The sequence below is a fragment of the Caldiplasma sukawensis genome (assembly GCF_052315375.1).
Lineage (GTDB): Archaea > Thermoplasmatota > Thermoplasmata > Thermoplasmatales > Thermoplasmataceae > Cuniculiplasma.
Map to the genome: position 1 here is coordinate 22,539 of NZ_JBLSDG010000007.1, position 17,160 is coordinate 39,698.

The window sequence follows — 17,160 nt, forward strand, 5'->3', positions numbered from 1 at the left end:
TTAACAGATATGCCGAAAGTATCTGTTATAATGGGCAGCATTTCAGACTATGAAGTTATGAAAGATGCTGTTTCAATTTTAAAAGAGTTCGGAATATATGTAGAGACAAAGGTTGTGTCCGCTCACAGGACTCCAAAAATGATGTTTGATTATGCTGAGAAGGCAAGTTCAGCTGGGATAGAGGTCATAATTGCAGGGGCCGGGGGAGCAGCTCACCTTCCAGGAATGGTTGCATCAATCACAAATTTACCAGTTATAGGCGTCCCTGTTCAGACAAAAGCACTTAACGGTCTAGACTCACTTCTTTCAATAGTACAGATGCCGGGAGGGATACCTGTTGCAACAGTTGCAATAAATAATTCAAAAAATGCAGGACTCCTGGCCGTGAGAATACTTTCAATAAAATATCCGGAACTGATGTATGCCATGAGGAACTACATGGAAAAGGAGAGGGAAAAAGTTGAAAACATCAAGTTACAGTGAATCGGTTGGAATAGTTGGAGCAGGTCAGTTAGGGCTTATGATGATACTGGAGAGCAGGAACCTTCCACTTTCATTCAATGTTTATGGTGGTGAAAAGGATCCTGCCATGGAGATAGCCAGCAGGAAATATAAAGGAGAAGATTGGGAAAAATTCGTTGATCAAAGTGATACCGTCACATATGAATTTGAACATGTTGACAGAAGGATACTGGAATACGCAAACAAGCAGGGAAAACTTTTTCCGTCCATTAAATCAGTTGACCTAAAGATGAAGAGGCACAGGGAAAAAATATTTCTCAGAGACAATGGTTTTCCAGTTGGAGAATTTGTAGTTGAGAAAAATGCCGAAAAAGCCCTTGAAAGCAGTAAGAAATTTGAGAAATTTGTCATAAAGAGATCGGAGGGTGGCTATGACGGAAAAGGGCAGTTTTATCATAACAGGATGGATGATTACCCAATAGATGAAGAGGGTGAATTTGTTGTTGAAAAATTTGTCGATTATGACTATGAGGCATCAATAATTGCAGGTAGATCAGTAGATGGTGAGAAATTTTATTATGAACCTTCAGAAAATCTAAATAAAAATGGCATACTGATAAGGAACAATACCACATTAAAGGATGAAAAAATAAAAGAGGAAATGAGGGACATTGCCAGCAGACTTATGGAAAAACTGGATTATTATGGTGTTATTGGGATAGAATTTTTTGTGGTAGATGACAGATTACTCATAAATGAATATGCGCCAAGAGTCCACAATACAGGACATCATACTTTGATGGGAAGCAACGTTTCACAGTTTCAGAACCACATTAGAGCTATTACAGGCCTTCCCATAGCCCATCCTGAAACATACCTGCCCTCAGGTATAGTGAATATTCTTGGAAAAAAACTCACCCTAAAAGAAAGCAAAAGCATCCTCAAACTTGGGGATACAGACATTTATGATTACAGGAAAGAGGAAGTGAGAAGGAAGAGAAAGATGGGTCACGTAAACGTTGTTGGAAGAAATGAAAGGGAACTTATGAACAAAATTGGTGAAATTCAGAGAATCATGTATGGAGAAAGTCTTTATGATTATATCTGAGGCATTGCATTCATAATTTTTTTATCTCTTTTATTAAAAATGGCTATCAGTGAAAGCCCCACAAGTACTAATGCTGATGCAAGTATAAATGTGTAAGAGAATCCGTAATAATCAACAATAAAACCGGAAAGAAAAGCCCCAAGTATCTGGCCAACACCAATAATGGAATTGTAATAACCAATTGCCTTCCCCCTGTTCTGAGGTGTTGATGATCTGTTTATCAATGATATCTGCCCGATACTTATAAAACTCCATACAAATCCCATTGCACCATATATCAGTATGACAAGTACGTGAAATACCGACGAGTACAGATCCATCATTGGTATGATTGATGTTCCTCCAAAAACAACTATTCTTATAAAAAGAGGAATGTATAGTGATTTTTCAAGTGAGGCTTTCTTTATATATTTTCCAGCATATAGAAATGAAATGGCTGATAGCCCGCTGTTGAGAATATACATTACATATACTTCCCATTCTTGAGAATTATATTTGTCTATCAAAAATACAGGGTATGGTGTGAAAAAAACCTGAAATGCAAACATCAGAAAACCTGATATAAAGAGATAACGAAGCAGCCTTCCTGACATTTTGGCCTCTTTTTTTGAACCAAAAAGCTTGATCACGTGAATAACGTATGAAGGGGCGTATCTTCCCCTTTCGAATGCTCTTATAGAGAAAAGATTTGAAAGTGAACTCCTCCTGATCTTTCTGTCACTTTCCCTCAGTGTGAATATGGCAAGGCAAAATGACAGAAGGTATATTATTGATGAGGTCACGTATATGATCTTGAGTATGAAGGTTGAACTTGGGAAGAGATATACAAAGAGAAAACCTCCCATTAGGCCAAGAACTGTGCCTATTGTGGATATGGAACTGAATGCCGAAATTGTGTTAGACCATTCGCTTTCTATTTCATTTTCAATTATAAGAAGGGTTGAAACTGGGACAGATGCCATTGCAAAAAACTGGTAAATAATCAACACTGATATGTACTGAGTTACTGTAGAAATAAATAGTATTGAAAAGAGTGATATAAAAGAGCCAAAAAAACCTATCAACACAAAAATCTTTCTCTTTCTCACGTTGTCAGAAATATTTCCCCACAAAATCAGTGCAATTACAGATGATAATGAAGATAGTGAGGATGCAATACCAACATAAATTACAGACTGAGAGAAATAAAAAGATATGAAAATTGGTATCATTGGATTTAGTACGCCAGATCCCATATTTGAGAATATGTAGGAGGTATACCATAAACGAAATCTTTTACTATAGCTCTGCGGGAGTTCTGAACTGTATTGAACCAATAGTATGGTATTTAAAAGATATTTATAATTTTACCCAGAATGAACTCAAAAAAAGAAAAAATTAATTGTTTCCAAGTTTTATGACAAATCTGTATTTTACATCTGATTTTACAGTTCTCTCGTATGCCTCGTCAATCCTGTCAGGTGTAATCAATTCAATGTCTGATACAATGTTGTGTTTCCCACAAAAATCAAGCATCTCCTGAGTTTCAGGTATTCCGCCAATATTTGATCCTGCAACAGATCTTCTTAAATGAACCAGATTGTTTGCACTCAGAGTATATGTCTGACCCTTCTCTGGAAGTCCCACGAACACAAGAACGCCCTCAAGCGCCAATAGTTGAAGGTAAGAAGAAAGATCATGGACAGCTGGTATTGTATCAATCATTATGTCAATGGTACTGCCGTATTTTTTCATTGCATCCTTGTCCTTCACAAGAACAGCATCGTCTGCTCCAAGTTTTTTTGCATCCTCAACTTTTTTTTCTGATGTTGTAAATACCACGACCCTGGAGCCCATGGCCTTTCCTATTTTTACGGCCATGTGACCAAGTCCACCCAAACCTGCTACGCCTACAGTCATTCCAGGTCCTGCTTTCCAGAATTTAAGCGGTGAATAGGTTGTTATTCCTGCACACAGCAGAGGTGCGCTGGCTGCAAAATCCAGATTTTCTGGCATTTTCAATACAAAATCTTCTGTGACAACTATTTTATCTGAGTATCCACCATATGTGATACCTTTTGTTTTCTTATCCCTTGAATTGTAAGTAAATGTTGCACCCTGTCTGCAGTATTGCTCATAACCTTTTTTACAGGAATCACATTCACCGCAAGAGTCAACCATGCAACCTACACCGACCCTGTCTCCAGGTTTAAATTTCTTCACAGACGACCCTACTTTTTCAACTATTCCCACTATCTCATGTCCTGGAATTACAGGATATCTTGTTCCTCCCCACTCATCCCTTGCAGTATGAATGTCGGAATGGCATATGCCACAGTATTCAATTCTTATTAAAACGTCCTTCTCATCCAGATCTCTTCTTTCAAACTCAATTCTCTCAAATTTTTGTCCTTTCTCCTTTACTGCGTATCCTGTTGCCTTTAACATATATTATAATTGATAGAAAGTTATTAACTTTTTATTAAAATTCTTCATTGTAAATCTGTTTTAAAAAATATAATTGTATGTGCTTTTATGAATACATTTTATTTTACGTACAATAAAATTGTGATTATGAGAACTGTTAGGAATGCAATAATCATATAAATGATATACCAGCTTATTGAACTGTTCATTATTGTTCTGTTTATTTTTCTTGAAATTCTTGTGTAAAGTATTCCAGTATATTCAGAAAACTTGACTAAATAATCCATGATTGTTACATAGTTACCATCCGTCTGTTCATTTGTTCTTAGAATTTTTTTAAGCATCAACCTTATGTTTGTTGAATAATTATATGAGGTATATCTGTCAGTGAGAACTGTTCCTGTATTCCACTGTGATACCCTTCTTGTCTTCAAAGGTCTTTTCATAAAAAGGATTGCCATTATGAAAAAAAATGAGATTATGGTTAAAATGTAGACAGGTGATATGAGACCAAAATCGGCAGATGAAAACTTAGATTCTATGGAAAATCCTGTTAAAACCAGTGTTGATGGTAATCCCCCAATGAACACCGGCGGTAATATGAATTGTACTGAAATGAAAAGTAAAATCAATAATATTCCAGTTGCCATTATGATGTAATGCTCAAAATTTGGTTTTTCCCTAGTATTTTTTGAAAATATTCCAAGAAAAGAAATTAACTTAATCATTGCACCAGATATCATCCCCTCTGACATTGCCACGATTGAGCCACTGATAATACAAACAATGCCTGAAAATGTAGCAATCCCAGTGCTGTTCTGCAAAGAAAGATATGCATTCATGAACATTGACTCAAGGAACATCCATGTACCAATACCTCCCAAAGTTGGAAAAAGGCCGCTCAATGATACGGCTGAAAGAATTGTCCCAGCTGTTTTGACTCCTGACCCACCATTTCCATTATGGGAAAATTCCTGACCGCCTGTAGACCCAATTGAAAGAAAAACTCCCATTTTTGCTATTGAATGTGCAAATGAAAATATTATAACACCATACTCCGCAAAATAAAAAATATAATTATTCAGGCTTATTCCCATGAGACCAAGAAATATTGCCAGAATTGATTGGTTTTCAATTGTGCTGAAACTTGCCAGAGCTTTGAAGTTTTCAGATATATATGAATACATTGAGGCAAAAATCACAGTTAATGTGCCCATGAATATCAGGAGGAAACCGGCGTACGGGTAATATGGATTCCCCTGGGAAATTATGATAAATCGAAATATTGTAAAAACCCCCATCAGGGTCATTGTGCTACTCATTATTGCTGCAAAGTTGGAAGGTATGTCCCCCCTTGAAATTGGAAACCATTCCCCAAGCATGAATGGTGAGATTCCCATTTTCACTGTGGAACCTATTATTATGAGAAGAAAACCAATGGACTCTGTTTGTGGTAAAATTGGCTGGGTAAAAAAATTTGAAACATAGGTAACAGAAGATATGGATCCAAGAATTATTAATATAAGGCTGATCTCGCTGAAAAATATGAATACAAATGCAGGGTGATTTTTTTTCCTTTCAACACCTATTATGCCATAAGCGGGAAGCGACATCAGTTCCCAACCTATTATTAGTTCAGCATAAGTGGAAGAAAGAAGGATCATGGTCATCCCGGAAAGCAGGAGACCCAACATTGCCGGAACAAATCTTCCAAAATTTTTTCCATATCTAATTGAGTATAATGATGTTATTGCCCATACAGTTGATGAAATCAATATGAAATACCAGTAGATCGAATTGCTGTATGTGAATATGGGAAAAAATATTGAAAAAATAAAGATCAGTATGTAGCCAACATTCTTTTTCCATAATGATATAATTGAAATTAAAAGGAAAATTGATAGAAAAATGACAATTTGACTCATTTCTCCCCTCCCTTTAATTCAATTAAAGCTTCAATTATATTTGCCGGCGTGGGCGGGCATCCAAATATTTTCACAATATTTTCAAATTTACCTGAAAAACCTTCCCCCATTATTCCTCCAGATATGGCACAAGTTCCTGAAAGAACCAGAGTTTTTGGTTCAGGAGTAGCCTCAATCACCCTTTCCAGCACTTCCCGCATTCTTTCGTTGATCACACCCATCACAAATATTACATCAGCATGCCTAGGAGTTGCGGCCATAAATATTCCAAATCTGTTTGCATCGTATTGAGGAGAAAAGATGAGATGAAGTTCCTCATTACATGAACCACATGAACCTGTGTCAAGAGGGAAAATGTACAGGGATTTTTTAAAAAATGGATTTATTGACGTAATTTCATAACCAGCACCTTTTTCTGTTGGAGAAAACAATCCATCACATCTTCTACAAAAAATACACCTTTCACCAAACCATTTTTCATCAATTATTGCATTTGTGGGGCATTCAACATTACCATTGGAAGTACGCTCCAGAAGTGAGGGCCACATAACTCTGGATTCTCTCTTCATTTCATCCCTTGTTTCCACTACCCTACCTTTTTTTAAAACCCTCGAAGGCCAGAAGCCCGTCATTGGAAATTCACCGCCATTTCAGATACCCATATTCCAAAACTCTCCCAATTGAAGTGAAAATCTGTGAAAATATTCCCTGACATGGATGATTTGAATGACAGTGTATTGATATATGATGCTGAGGAATATTCTACGTTTTTCAATTTACCATTTTCCAATTCAGTGAAAAAGAATATATCTCCTGCTGGCCCCTCTATCCTTGCAGCTCCCTGTCCTTTAATATTTTTTGGATTTAATTCCATTCTATTCAACTGAATTGATCTAATATGCAGATTTCTTATGATTTCCATTGATTCCATCACTTCCCTTGATCTTACAAGAAATCTTGCAAAGGCATCCCCAAAGTTTTCCTTAACAATTCTGATGTGTTCATATTTAAGTGACATTGAATCAAACCTTGCATCAGCAGGTATTCCTGCCCCTCTGGCAGCTGGCCCTATGAGTATTCCTTTTTTGATTATGCCATTTCTGACAAGCCTGTTGATGAATATTTTTGATTCCAGTAGAATTGAATATATTTCAACAAATTCATCAACAACTTCCTCAATTTCATTCACAAGCACTTCTGTTTCTACCATCTTTCCTGAAAATATATAGGAGAAAAAATAGCGGTGGCCAAAATGTTTTCCTATTATCCGGGATATTTTTTCTATAAGAGAGGATAATTCATACATGGGTACAGAAAGGGATGCGGATTCACATAACCTCTTTATAACAATGAGGTTACTTCTTATCCTCTCAATCTCGATCATCATGATGAATGATTCTTTTGTTTCTTCTTTTATTTCAATGTCCGCTGCATCCAAGCATGATATGATAAATGCAATAGAATTGGATATTGCATGTACACCATTCATCCTCTCAATATACATTATTGCGTCAGATACATTTTTTCCCTTGATATTCAGTGTTCGCTCCTTCCATTTGTAATCTATCGACGTATCCTTTATCTTTTCCCCAGGAGTTAAAAAACGAAAACCTATTGATTCCATCAATCCGGCGGTGGATGGGCCATATGAAAACAGTATATCCCTTTCACCTTTTACCTCATTTTCCCATTTCAAAGTATTTCTGGATATTTTTTTCTTTCCCACAATGAAAGATTCAGTTATACCCCTTATTTCATCCACTTCTTCCGAAAATTCAAAATAATTCATTTATGTCACCATTATTATATATATGATACCAATCAAAAGTGATATGGAGGCCGATATTACACCTATGATGCCCATATTTACGTTTTCAGAAATTTTTGCATCTTTTTGCTCAAAAACCATCCCAGAGACCTTCCTGTTTACTGAAATGAAACTCAATGCAAGCAGGAGACCTACAATTGCCAATTGAACATACATTTTAAGGAAATTAAGCTGAGACATTATGAGAATTTCACCAACAAATATACCAAATGGTGGAGAGCCAGTAACCGCAAATGAAGACATAATAAGAGCTATTGATGTAATTGGCATCTTTCTGTATAACCCCCCTATCTCATCCATTTTCTTGGTTCCGTATGATCTCATTATGCTTCCTGAGGAAAAGAAAGCGCCAGATTTTCCGAAGCTGTGTGCCAGAATAAGAACAAAGGCACCAATGATACCATAACCACCAATTGAAATACCAAGTAGGGCAAGGGACATGTTCTCCATGGTTGAATAGGCAAACATTCTCTTGTAATATATCTGTGAACCGAGAAAGATTGTTGCTGCTGCAAGTGAAATGATGGCAACTGTTGAATAAAGTTCCACCAGAGGATGTATTTCATAGAACCTGTAAAGGACATAGAGAGCCACAGGTAAAAGAACTCCAGAAAACATTGCACTGACTGGTGAGGGAGCTTCACTGTGTGCATCAGGAAGCCATGTGTGAACTGGAAATACTCCAACTTTCGTCCCGAATCCAAGCAGAGCAATCCCAATTGCAATTATTACTATGGGACTGGAGGAGCCTCTTGAAATATCCTGAGTGATTATGAGGGAATTCATAGAATAATTTATTAGAATGACTGAAAAAAAGGCAAAGGTAACTCCTGCAGATACAATAATTATGTATCTCCATGTAGCCTCAATTGAATTTTCTGACTTCTCCTGCATAATTAGTAGTGCAGATGTTACTGTTGTGGCTTCAATTCCTACCCATTCAAGTCCATAGTTGTTGATTTCAAGGGAAAAAATCATGGCTGAAACAAAAAATCCCATGAGTGTATAGAAGATAGTAGTATCCTGATTATCTTTCATATAATAAAAGGAATAAAGAAGTGAAAGAACATAGATGGAATTCACCATGAAAAGGAAAATTATGGTTGTATGATCAATGAAAAATAAATTCTTATATGGAAGATTCAGGAAAATTAGAAATGTGATAAAAATGTTAAGGATACCAGCAATTAAAGAGTGCTCTTTTATTTTCCACCTGTATGAAATAACGGGGGTAGCAGGAAGCAATATCAAAAAATATGGAAGAATATATGAGTAGTTCATCCTATTAACTCCTCCACCTTTTCGTGTTTGAATTTTTCCTTAACAACCACTGACGATATTATAACAAGAACGATGATGTCAAGAAATACACTCAGCTCAATCACAAGGGGTACGGAGAAAAGGAATATTCCGAAAAGAACAAGGGAGTTTTCCTCCTCTATATACCCTATTATTTGTGTGTATGTAACATTCCTTGAGATTATTAGAAACAGACCCTGGAAAAAAAGGAGAAAAGGAAAAATCAAAATGTATACTGGACCCACGTTGATATTCTGAATTTTTATACTGTCAAAAACAACAAAGAATACAATTAAAGATGAAAAAGTTATGAATATTAAATCTACCAGGAACAGATATGAGAGGTTAACATTTTCTTCATAGATATATTTTGTATTCTTGGGTATTTTGCTGACAAGTATTTCTGAAATAAGAACCCCCCTTAAAAGTATGATGAGAATGCCAAGTATGAGAAAATCTGGGTTTGAGAATACATATGACAGAATTATTGAAATTATACCTATGATTATTGATTGTATTGTCTGTCCCCTTATCATTGGTATTATGAATTCCTGTCCCTGAATATAAAAGGCACTAACTGCCACTGCACTGCTCAGAAGGAATATTACATTTTCAAAACTATTCATTTAATAACCTCCGCAAATATAAGGAAAAGAAGTGAAAATGTGAATGCTGTTGCAAGAAAATCCACTATTCTGAAAAGCCTTAACTTTGCAAAAGCAGTTTCTATAATTGCGATTATTATTACAAGTATTACAAATTTTATAAAAATTATTGCAGGATCAATCAGAATAAATGGAAAATTGTAAAAATTGAAATAAGGGAAGAGAAAAACATTGATGAGAACTGCCCCAAGAAGATATGCCTTGATTGATGATGACCATTTGTTTATGGCAAGAAGCTTTCCACTGTATTCATAATTTATTCCTGAATCTATCATTCCAAGCTCCATGGTTCCCTCTGACTCCACTGGGATCTTTCCTGTTTCATATATGTATAACATGAAAAAAGCAACCAGAGAAAATATGTGGGTTAAATTAAGGTAGGACTCTGGTGAATTGAATAGGATATTATTCTCAACATAAGGATTGTTTGTACCTGAAAGAAGTGATACGGAAAAAAATACAGTTATGAGCGTGGCTTCAGAGAGGAATCCAAATGAAGATATCCTTGCAACACTCATTGCAGAATAGTTATTTTTAGAGTCCATGGCACCAATTGCCTTTATAAAACCTGCGAGTGTAAAGAGAATCGCTCCTCCGAGAAAATCTGCTGAAGCCGTGAAATAAATTGGAACAGGAATCACCACAGGTATTATGAGTGAAATAAGAAGATAGACTGCAAAGGCCATATATGGAGAATAGAGAAATATTATGGAAGAGTTATCTGGAATAAGCGTCTCCTTTCTGAAAAGTTTGATTATATCGTAATAGGGCTGAAATATAGGTGGACCTTTCCTGAATTCTAATTTACCCTTAATATTGTTTAACAACCCTGTGAAAAGCGGGGATAACAAAATTACAAATATGAATTGCTCGAGAGTCTCCACGATCTTTGAATACCACATATCAGCACCCTATGAAACAGACGTCATCATCCTTTCGGCAATTATCGTGGAGACGTCATTCCACAAGGGGCAGATTGAAATTCGGTATTTAATTTTATCTGGAACCAAATGTTTAAAGAAATCTCTACCATATTAGAATTATCCTTTTTATAATACATTATGATATTCGTACCTTGAATTCCAGAAAATCCCTAAGTGCAGGGGTTGCTTTTCAAACTCTTGCAATCATAACATTTGGAAATTTCATAGAGAGTTCATACTCCCCTTTATCCAGGGATATAAAGGTTCATTTTCTTATAAATTCAACACTCCTTGGTCTTCTTACAAGCTCCATTTTCCTTGGGCTTTCAATAATGTCAATCTTTGTGAGCTATTTTGTTGACAATCTAGGAGGATACAGAGCATCAGTGATAGCATTTGCCCTCATGCTTACTGGTTCAGCAATAGCCTTTTTCTCATATGTATACTCAACATTTGTTATTGGTTACTTTGTTATAGGATTGGGTTATGGCATCATCACCCCCGCCACAAATAAGATTGTAATGGATACATATTTTCCAAACCACACAAATCCAATGGGTCTAAAGCAATCTGGTGTTCCTGTGGGAGCGGCGATGGGAGCAATTGCAATACCTGTGGTAGCTTCAAAAATTGGTTTTTCCTACCCTTTCATATTTTTCATTGCAGTTTCAATAATATTTATGTTAATAATACCAAAAAACAGGGAAAATCCAATAAGGGAAAAATTTGAATTTAAAAAATATTTCAGAAATATATTTGAAACTTTTAAAAACAGAAATTTTCTGGTATTTTCTGTTCTAAGTCTTTTTATGTCATGGTGCCAGCAATCAATCCTGACCTACAATATTCTCTATGCTGTAAGCAGGGGTTTCAGCCAGTTGGATGCAGAGATCATGTTAAGTTTCATTTTCATTGGTTCCTTTGTGGGAAGAATAGCATGGTCCTGGATTTCAATAAGGTTTTTCAGAAATAAAATAAATGCCATGTCCGCTGTTATCTTCTTTTCCTCAATTTCACTTTACTTATATTTTCTTGTTCCATATAACTTCTATCTTTTCACCTTTATATCATTTTTATTGGGAATGAATGGTATTGGATGGAATGGAATTTTTGTTTCTGTTGTTTCTGAAATGGCACCAAAAAAGAAGATTGGTATGTACTCTGGTCTTAGCTTAATGATAATTTCATCAGGAACCATAATTGGAACACCCATCTCTGGATATATCGAGACAGAGACACTAAATTATGGCTATATTTGGATTGCAATAGGCACTGTTGTACTTATTATTTCCTTAATCATGTTTATTTTATCGAAATACGAAAAACTTAAACTAAAAGTGTCTTTAAATTGAATTTAGGGTAAAAAATAAGAAATATGGAATTATGAAGAATTGAGATGGAAAAAATTTTATTCATAGGATCGAAAAATGATGAGGCAAGCTTTACCTTATTCAATTATTTCAAAAATAACAGAAATGAGAATTTTGAATTCTTTGAAATGGATCAAAGACCCATATTCTTTGATTTCCCTGAGAAAAAGATTGACAGAAAATTTGATAATATTGTGTTATTAAGCAGGCATTCATCAGAGGCTAAGATAAATTCAATAACTGTTCATCCTGTGGGGAATTTTTCTGCTGCAGATCTTGGAGGAGTGCCTGGAGAACTTGCGCCCTCAAATCCTTCTCTTCAAACCTCAGTTTTGAGAAATATAATAAATAATTATAAGGGAAACAGATATGAAATAACATTTGAAGCCACACACCATGGACCAAGAAGCCATGTGCCTTTGGTATTTGCAGAAATTGGAACTGGACCAGAAAACTGGAATGACCCTGAAGCTCTTGAAGCCCTCCTAAGTGGCTTCAAAAACACTATAAAGAAAAATACGGAAAATTTTATAGGTGCAGGAGGGGGTCATTATGCAACAAAATTTACTAAATATATTATGGAAAATGAGAATGCTTCAATTGGACATATTATTTCAAAATTCAGGTTGCAGGAAATATCTCACGATAAAATAATTCAGGCATTTAACAAGACAGAAAAATGCAAAGGCATATTAGTGGATAAAAAGGGAACAAATTCAGAGGGTTTTAAAAAGATAGCACTTGCGGCAGATAATGTTGGAACAGAAGTCATAAAAATATAAAAATATCATTTTTCAACATAATATATTAAGAAAAAATAATATTATAAAAAATCATAAATTGATTCTAAAGAATCAACAAAATTAAGGAAAAAATAACAACACTTAATTCCTCTATATGATAAAAGTATTAAATTATATATCTAAATAAATGATAATTAATATATAAAAAATATTTATTTTAAAAAGTTCTTTTTTTCCCTTATTGTGTGTATTTTTCAATTTTTTATATTTCAATTTAAGTGTTTACCAAAAAATCTTTTGTTTTACAATATTTGTAAATGTTTTCACCTGATTTTATTTATGAAAATTTTACATATATTATTTATTATAAATTATTTTTAATTTTAGATTTTAAAATTTTATAAACTATTGAAAACACATAGTCCCTAATTTTTATTTTTTTTTTAAATTTTAATTAAAACTTATATACTGTTTGATCATATCTCATCTAAGCTTTAACGCTTGGTGAAAATAAGAGATGGAATTGACTTTGGAAGAGGAAAAACCTCCTGGAGCTACGCCCTTTTTTAGAGCTCTCAACGTGGAAAAGTCACTGAAGCTGAGAAATGTTTTTTTTAAATTTGAGGGTGCTAACGTTACAGGAACACAAAAGGATAGGATTGCTGAACTGCATGTTAAACGTGCAATAGAACAGGGTTATGATACGATTTCTGTAGCCACATGCGGAAATTATGGTGCATCAATATCATATTATGCATCAATTTATGGCATAAAGGCTATTGTTGCAATACCATCATTCTATTCCAATGAAAGATCACTGGAAATAATGGGAAACGGGGCCGATGTGATCATAAAACCAATGAAATATGAAGACCTTGTTGAATACGTAAGGGATCTGAGCAAAGATAACGGTTGGTACGACAGTTCTCCTGGTTCAGAAAACTCTTACATAGATTTTATGGGTTATGAAAATATAGCCTATGAAATTGTGGACGAACTCAACAGGTCACCAAACTATGTAGCAGTTCCTGTTGGAAATGGAACCACACTTGCAGGTATATTCAATGGTTTCAAAAAACTATACAGAACAGGTAAAATAAAGGCACTTCCAAAGATGATTGGCTCCACAACCTCTCTGGGAAACGCCATTCTTTATTCGTGGAAACATGGGTACAAAAGGATACAGGACCTGGAGCCGTCAAGAATAGTTGAAACCACAACAAATGAGCCTCTTGTTGCCTTTAGATCCCTTGATGGTCAGAGAGCCCTCAATGCAATATATGAATCCAGGGGGGCAGTTATTGGCATCAAAGACATGCAGATGATAAAATTTGCAAGATTGATAGAAAGCAGAGAGGGTATAAAACCGCTCCCCGCTTCAGCATCTGCGCTTGCTGCCATACATAAGATTGGATTCAGAAAGCCTTCTAACTCAGACTCAGTTGTAGTACTTACAGGTAGATCAAAATGAGCAACGCAGTGATTCTTGCAGAAGGTGTCCTTGGAAACACATATGGAAAGACTGCAAACGGTCTGTGCAGATACTCAAACAGATATGTGATCAAATGTGTCATTGACAGTACAAAAAAGGGACAGAAAATAGAAAGCATAATTAAGAAGGCAAAACCTGAAATTAAAATAATTTCAACTGTGGATGAGGCCATTAAAACAGGAGTGGATACATTAATAGTTGGAGTTGCTACAGACGGCGGTATTCTGCCTGAAAAATACAGGATCTACATTTCTGAAGCAATTGAAAAAGGAATAAATATTGTAAGCGGGTTGCATGAATTTCTTTCAGATGATGGTGAATTCTCTTCACTTGCCAGAGAACATAATGTGAAAATAATAGACGTTAGAAAGATGTTCATGATGAGAAGGGATTTCTTCACCGGTGAAATATTCAATGTTAAATCTAAAAAGATCGCAGTTCTAGGAACAGATTCAGCAATAGGAAAAAGAACAACCGCAGTTTATCTTAATAATCAGATGATTTCAAGGGGTAGAAAATCCCTGATGATAGGAACTGGCCAGACAGCTTGGATGCAGGGTTTTGAACACACTGTTGTGATTGATGCAATGATAAACGATTTTATTGCAGGTGGAATTGAGAAGACAATTGTTGATGCTTATAAGAGTGAAAAGCCTGAATTTATGTTCCTTGAAGGTCAGGGTTCTGTACTGCATCCTGCATATCCTGGAAGCTTTGAAATAATTGCCGCCGGAAAACCGGATGCAATAATAATACAGCACGCCCCAAAAAGAAAATATTTTGATGGTTTTGAACCAATCGAAATTCCACCACTTGAAAAATATATAAGAATACTTGAGTTGCTTTCCGACAGAAAGGTCATTGGCATATCAATCAATCAGGAAAATATGACAGAGGAGGAAGTGGAAGAGGCTATGGAAAAAATCGAAAGAGATACGGGAATACCTGCATTCAACCCTCTTGGTGATCTTGGAAGAATAGGGGATATAATTGAATCAGTACAATGATTATATTGAAAAAATCAGATGCTTTAATACTATTACCATAAAACCTCTCTATTTTGATGAATATTCAGCAAGAATTCAAATCCAGGTGGATGATAATCAGTACATTATACGATACAGATATAACAGGCCTGTTTATTTTGATGAGAATCTGGCAGGGTTAATGGGACTTTTTCCAGTGATAAATTATGGCATTTTTACTGAAAAAATAGTTATGAATTTTCCTGTTAATAAGAATCAGATTGAATACATACAAAAATTCTTGAAAATAAACAACAGGGAGGTTTTTGTAAACAGACTGTGCAGCAAGAGATGGAGTTTCTTCAAGGATGAATTTGTTCCAGATCATAATGATATAACAGAGGAAAACAGCTATGGAAAAACTAAGCTGGAATTCAAAATAATAAGCGATGACACATATGAAATGAAAGGGATGGGAAAATCAGTGGTCATGCTCTCAGGCGGAAAGGAGAGCCTTATGACATTTGGACTTCTTTCAGAAATAAAGGAAAACACGGAGGCATTTTTTTTCAATGAGTCAGGCGGACACTGGAAAATTGCCAAACCTTCGTACGACAGGATAAATGAAACTGGAATGGCTGTTAAGGTCTGGTCAGATCTGGACAGATTTTATAACAGAATGAACAGATCCATGAGGATTCTGAACGAAAAGGTCGCATTTTCCTGGGCAGATGATTATCCTGTTCAGCTGTTTATTTTTCCAGTATATCTGGTGAGCCTCATACCTGCCATAATAAAGTACAGTTATTCACATATTTGGATGGGCAATGAAATGGATGATCCATTTGAAATTTCAACATTTAAAGGCCTGAAACATTATGCCGGTGTTTATGATCAATCTGTGGACTTTCAGCAGGATTTTTCAAATTTCCTGAAAGCAATGGGCATAGAATGTGATCTTAACTCTGCAGTTTATAATATTTACGGGTGCCTGATTGAAAAGATACTGGTAAAAAGGTATCATCATCTTTATCTTCTGCAGAGGTCCTGTCATTCATGCCATTATGAGAATGGAAAGGTTGTTCCGTGTGGGAAATGCTCTAAATGTGTGGGTGTAAGACTCTTTCTTAACTATGCTGGGGCTGATGAGTCTGAAATTTACTATTCACCACCTTCTGAGATCAGATCCTTAATAGGGAATTCAAAAATAAGATTGGATCCTGATGAAGTCTCATTTCTTCTCTCAGTTCTTGATGGAAATGTACCCAAGGATTCTCATGTTGATGGTATTCACATACTTCCTGATGAAACGGTTCCTTTTCAAAGGATTCCAGAAGAGTTCAGAGAAAGAATATTCAATATAATATCATCATATGCAAGCGGGATTTACATTCACAATGATAATTACTGGAAAAAGTTCACAGAAGGCCATACTCCTCTGCAACTTCAGTAATCTCACTATCATCCCTGCATTTTTCATAATCTTTTATTAAATTTTCATTTGTTTCAATGAATGTGTGGCCCCAGCTAAATTTTTCCATTATCTCAATACCTTCTCTGTAAAATCCTGTGATCATAAGTGAAGCTGTAATTGCCTCCACCGAGGATAATTTTGAAACTTTCCCATAATTTACTGGATTTGATGCCACAAGTGGAGGTATTTTTCTCTCATTTTTCCACCTTCTTTCATCCATCAGCTTACCAAGATTCCATGACCCGTCGATCACACATATACCGTGTTTTTCAATTATTTCCCTGTCCTTAAAAGTGAGATAATGCTCTGCGGAGAATTTCAGTATCAATTTGTTTTTTACTCTGTCTGGAAGTATTCTTTTTGCAAGTGAAAATTTTTCAATCTTTCGCATTGTGGATTTTTTTGGATCGTCCTGTCTCAGGTCTATGTAAAATATCTTCAATTTTCCCCACATATACATTTAATATTGATTTAAGTTTTTCCGGTAAATTCAGGCAAAG

At 35.4% G+C, this 17,160-nt stretch carries 16 protein-coding genes; 7 read left to right on the forward strand and 9 right to left on the reverse strand.

Annotated elements, in window-relative coordinates:
* Positions 1–9: 9 nt before the first annotated feature.
* Complete coding sequence (gene purE / locus ACNF4Z_RS04930) at positions 10–483, forward strand: 5-(carboxyamino)imidazole ribonucleotide mutase (RefSeq protein WP_458328132.1); 474 nt, start codon at positions 10–12, stop codon at positions 481–483.
* Positions 461–1,570: a 5-(carboxyamino)imidazole ribonucleotide synthase gene (locus ACNF4Z_RS04935; protein ID WP_458328133.1), complete on the forward strand. Its 1,110-nt coding sequence runs from the start codon at positions 461–463 to the stop codon at positions 1,568–1,570. The genes purE and ACNF4Z_RS04935 overlap by 23 nt, the downstream gene beginning before the upstream one ends.
* Here ACNF4Z_RS04935 and ACNF4Z_RS04940 read toward each other — a convergent pair.
* The 8 genes from ACNF4Z_RS04940 to ACNF4Z_RS04975 all read right to left on the reverse strand — a co-directional run bounded on the left by ACNF4Z_RS04940 (position 1,561) and on the right by ACNF4Z_RS04975 (position 10,595).
* Positions 1,561–2,886, reverse strand: coding sequence for an MFS transporter (locus ACNF4Z_RS04940; protein ID WP_458328134.1), 1,326 nt, complete (start codon positions 2,884–2,886; stop codon positions 1,561–1,563). The genes ACNF4Z_RS04935 and ACNF4Z_RS04940 overlap by 10 nt on opposite strands.
* 61 nt (positions 2,887–2,947) lie before the next feature.
* Positions 2,948–3,997, reverse strand: a complete 1,050-nt coding sequence (locus tag ACNF4Z_RS04945; protein WP_458328135.1) for an NAD(P)-dependent alcohol dehydrogenase — start codon at positions 3,995–3,997, stop codon at positions 2,948–2,950.
* A 98-nt stretch (positions 3,998–4,095) separates the two neighbouring features.
* Positions 4,096–5,901 (reverse strand): hypothetical protein, encoded by a 1,806-nt coding sequence (locus tag ACNF4Z_RS04950; protein WP_458328136.1) that lies wholly within the window; start codon positions 5,899–5,901, stop codon positions 4,096–4,098.
* Positions 5,898–6,533, reverse strand: coding sequence for an NADH-quinone oxidoreductase subunit B family protein (locus tag ACNF4Z_RS04955; protein ID WP_458328137.1), 636 nt, complete (start codon positions 6,531–6,533; stop codon positions 5,898–5,900). The genes ACNF4Z_RS04950 and ACNF4Z_RS04955 overlap by 4 nt, the downstream gene beginning before the upstream one ends.
* Complete coding sequence (locus ACNF4Z_RS04960) at positions 6,530–7,690, reverse strand: NADH-quinone oxidoreductase subunit D-related protein (RefSeq protein ID WP_458328138.1); 1,161 nt, start codon at positions 7,688–7,690, stop codon at positions 6,530–6,532. Before ACNF4Z_RS04960 ends, ACNF4Z_RS04955 begins: the two co-directional genes overlap by 4 nt.
* The gene (locus ACNF4Z_RS04965) at positions 7,691–9,010 is read right to left on the reverse strand and encodes a proton-conducting transporter transmembrane domain-containing protein (protein ID WP_458328139.1); all 1,320 of its coding nucleotides are present in this window, start codon (positions 9,008–9,010) and stop codon (positions 7,691–7,693) included.
* Complete coding sequence (locus ACNF4Z_RS04970) at positions 9,007–9,654, reverse strand: hypothetical protein (RefSeq protein WP_458328140.1); 648 nt, start codon at positions 9,652–9,654, stop codon at positions 9,007–9,009. The genes ACNF4Z_RS04965 and ACNF4Z_RS04970 overlap by 4 nt, the downstream gene beginning before the upstream one ends.
* Positions 9,651–10,595, reverse strand: a complete 945-nt coding sequence (locus ACNF4Z_RS04975) for a respiratory chain complex I subunit 1 family protein (RefSeq protein WP_458328141.1) — start codon at positions 10,593–10,595, stop codon at positions 9,651–9,653. Before ACNF4Z_RS04975 ends, ACNF4Z_RS04970 begins: the two co-directional genes overlap by 4 nt.
* Positions 10,596–10,768: 173 nt before the next feature.
* Between ACNF4Z_RS04975 and ACNF4Z_RS04980 the strand changes: the two genes are divergently transcribed.
* From ACNF4Z_RS04980 to ACNF4Z_RS05000, 5 genes are all read left to right on the forward strand, one after another.
* Entirely contained in the window at positions 10,769–11,968 is a 1,200-nt protein-coding gene (locus ACNF4Z_RS04980) for an MFS transporter (protein WP_458328142.1), read from the forward strand.
* A gap of 44 nt (positions 11,969–12,012) precedes the next feature.
* Entirely contained in the window at positions 12,013–12,768 is a 756-nt protein-coding gene (locus ACNF4Z_RS04985; protein ID WP_458328143.1) for a D-aminoacyl-tRNA deacylase, read from the forward strand.
* 478 nt (positions 12,769–13,246) lie between these two features.
* Positions 13,247–14,200, forward strand: coding sequence for a pyridoxal-phosphate dependent enzyme (locus tag ACNF4Z_RS04990; protein WP_458328144.1), 954 nt, complete (start codon positions 13,247–13,249; stop codon positions 14,198–14,200).
* A complete protein-coding gene (locus tag ACNF4Z_RS04995) occupies positions 14,197–15,228 on the forward strand; it encodes a DUF1611 domain-containing protein (RefSeq protein WP_458328145.1) in 1,032 nt (343 codons plus the stop codon). The genes ACNF4Z_RS04990 and ACNF4Z_RS04995 overlap by 4 nt, the downstream gene beginning before the upstream one ends.
* Positions 15,212–16,639, forward strand: a complete 1,428-nt coding sequence (locus ACNF4Z_RS05000; protein WP_458328146.1) for a metal-binding protein — start codon at positions 15,212–15,214, stop codon at positions 16,637–16,639. The genes ACNF4Z_RS04995 and ACNF4Z_RS05000 overlap by 17 nt, the downstream gene beginning before the upstream one ends.
* On the opposite strand, the gene ACNF4Z_RS05005 is transcribed toward ACNF4Z_RS05000, so the two are convergent.
* Positions 16,605–17,114 (reverse strand): DUF367 family protein, encoded by a 510-nt coding sequence (locus ACNF4Z_RS05005; protein WP_458328147.1) that lies wholly within the window; start codon positions 17,112–17,114, stop codon positions 16,605–16,607. The two genes, ACNF4Z_RS05000 and ACNF4Z_RS05005, sit on opposite strands and share 35 nt — an antisense overlap.
* Positions 17,115–17,160: the final 46 nt, after the last annotated feature.

Bases quoted from the DNA above. Each gene is read 5' to 3' on its own strand.
- ACNF4Z_RS04990 (WP_458328144.1), top strand. From the start codon at position 13,247: ATGGAATTGACTTTGGAAGAGGAAAAACCTCCTGGAGCTACGCCCTTT.
- purE (WP_458328132.1), top strand. From the start codon at position 10: ATGCCGAAAGTATCTGTTATAATGGGCAGCATTTCAGACTATGAAGTT.
- ACNF4Z_RS04950 (WP_458328136.1), bottom strand. From the start codon at position 5,901: ATGAGTCAAATTGTCATTTTTCTATCAATTTTCCTTTTAATTTCAATT.
- ACNF4Z_RS04995 (WP_458328145.1), top strand. From the start codon at position 14,197: ATGAGCAACGCAGTGATTCTTGCAGAAGGTGTCCTTGGAAACACATAT.
- ACNF4Z_RS04970 (WP_458328140.1), bottom strand. From the start codon at position 9,654: ATGAATAGTTTTGAAAATGTAATATTCCTTCTGAGCAGTGCAGTGGCA.
- ACNF4Z_RS04945 (WP_458328135.1), bottom strand. From the start codon at position 3,997: ATGTTAAAGGCAACAGGATACGCAGTAAAGGAGAAAGGACAAAAATTT.
- ACNF4Z_RS04960 (WP_458328138.1), bottom strand. From the start codon at position 7,690: ATGAATTATTTTGAATTTTCGGAAGAAGTGGATGAAATAAGGGGTATA.
- ACNF4Z_RS05005 (WP_458328147.1), bottom strand. From the start codon at position 17,114: ATGTGGGGAAAATTGAAGATATTTTACATAGACCTGAGACAGGACGAT.
- ACNF4Z_RS04955 (WP_458328137.1), bottom strand. From the start codon at position 6,533: ATGACGGGCTTCTGGCCTTCGAGGGTTTTAAAAAAAGGTAGGGTAGTG.
- ACNF4Z_RS04965 (WP_458328139.1), bottom strand. From the start codon at position 9,010: ATGAACTACTCATATATTCTTCCATATTTTTTGATATTGCTTCCTGCT.
- ACNF4Z_RS04985 (WP_458328143.1), top strand. From the start codon at position 12,013: ATGGAAAAAATTTTATTCATAGGATCGAAAAATGATGAGGCAAGCTTT.
- ACNF4Z_RS04975 (WP_458328141.1), bottom strand. From the start codon at position 10,595: ATGTGGTATTCAAAGATCGTGGAGACTCTCGAGCAATTCATATTTGTA.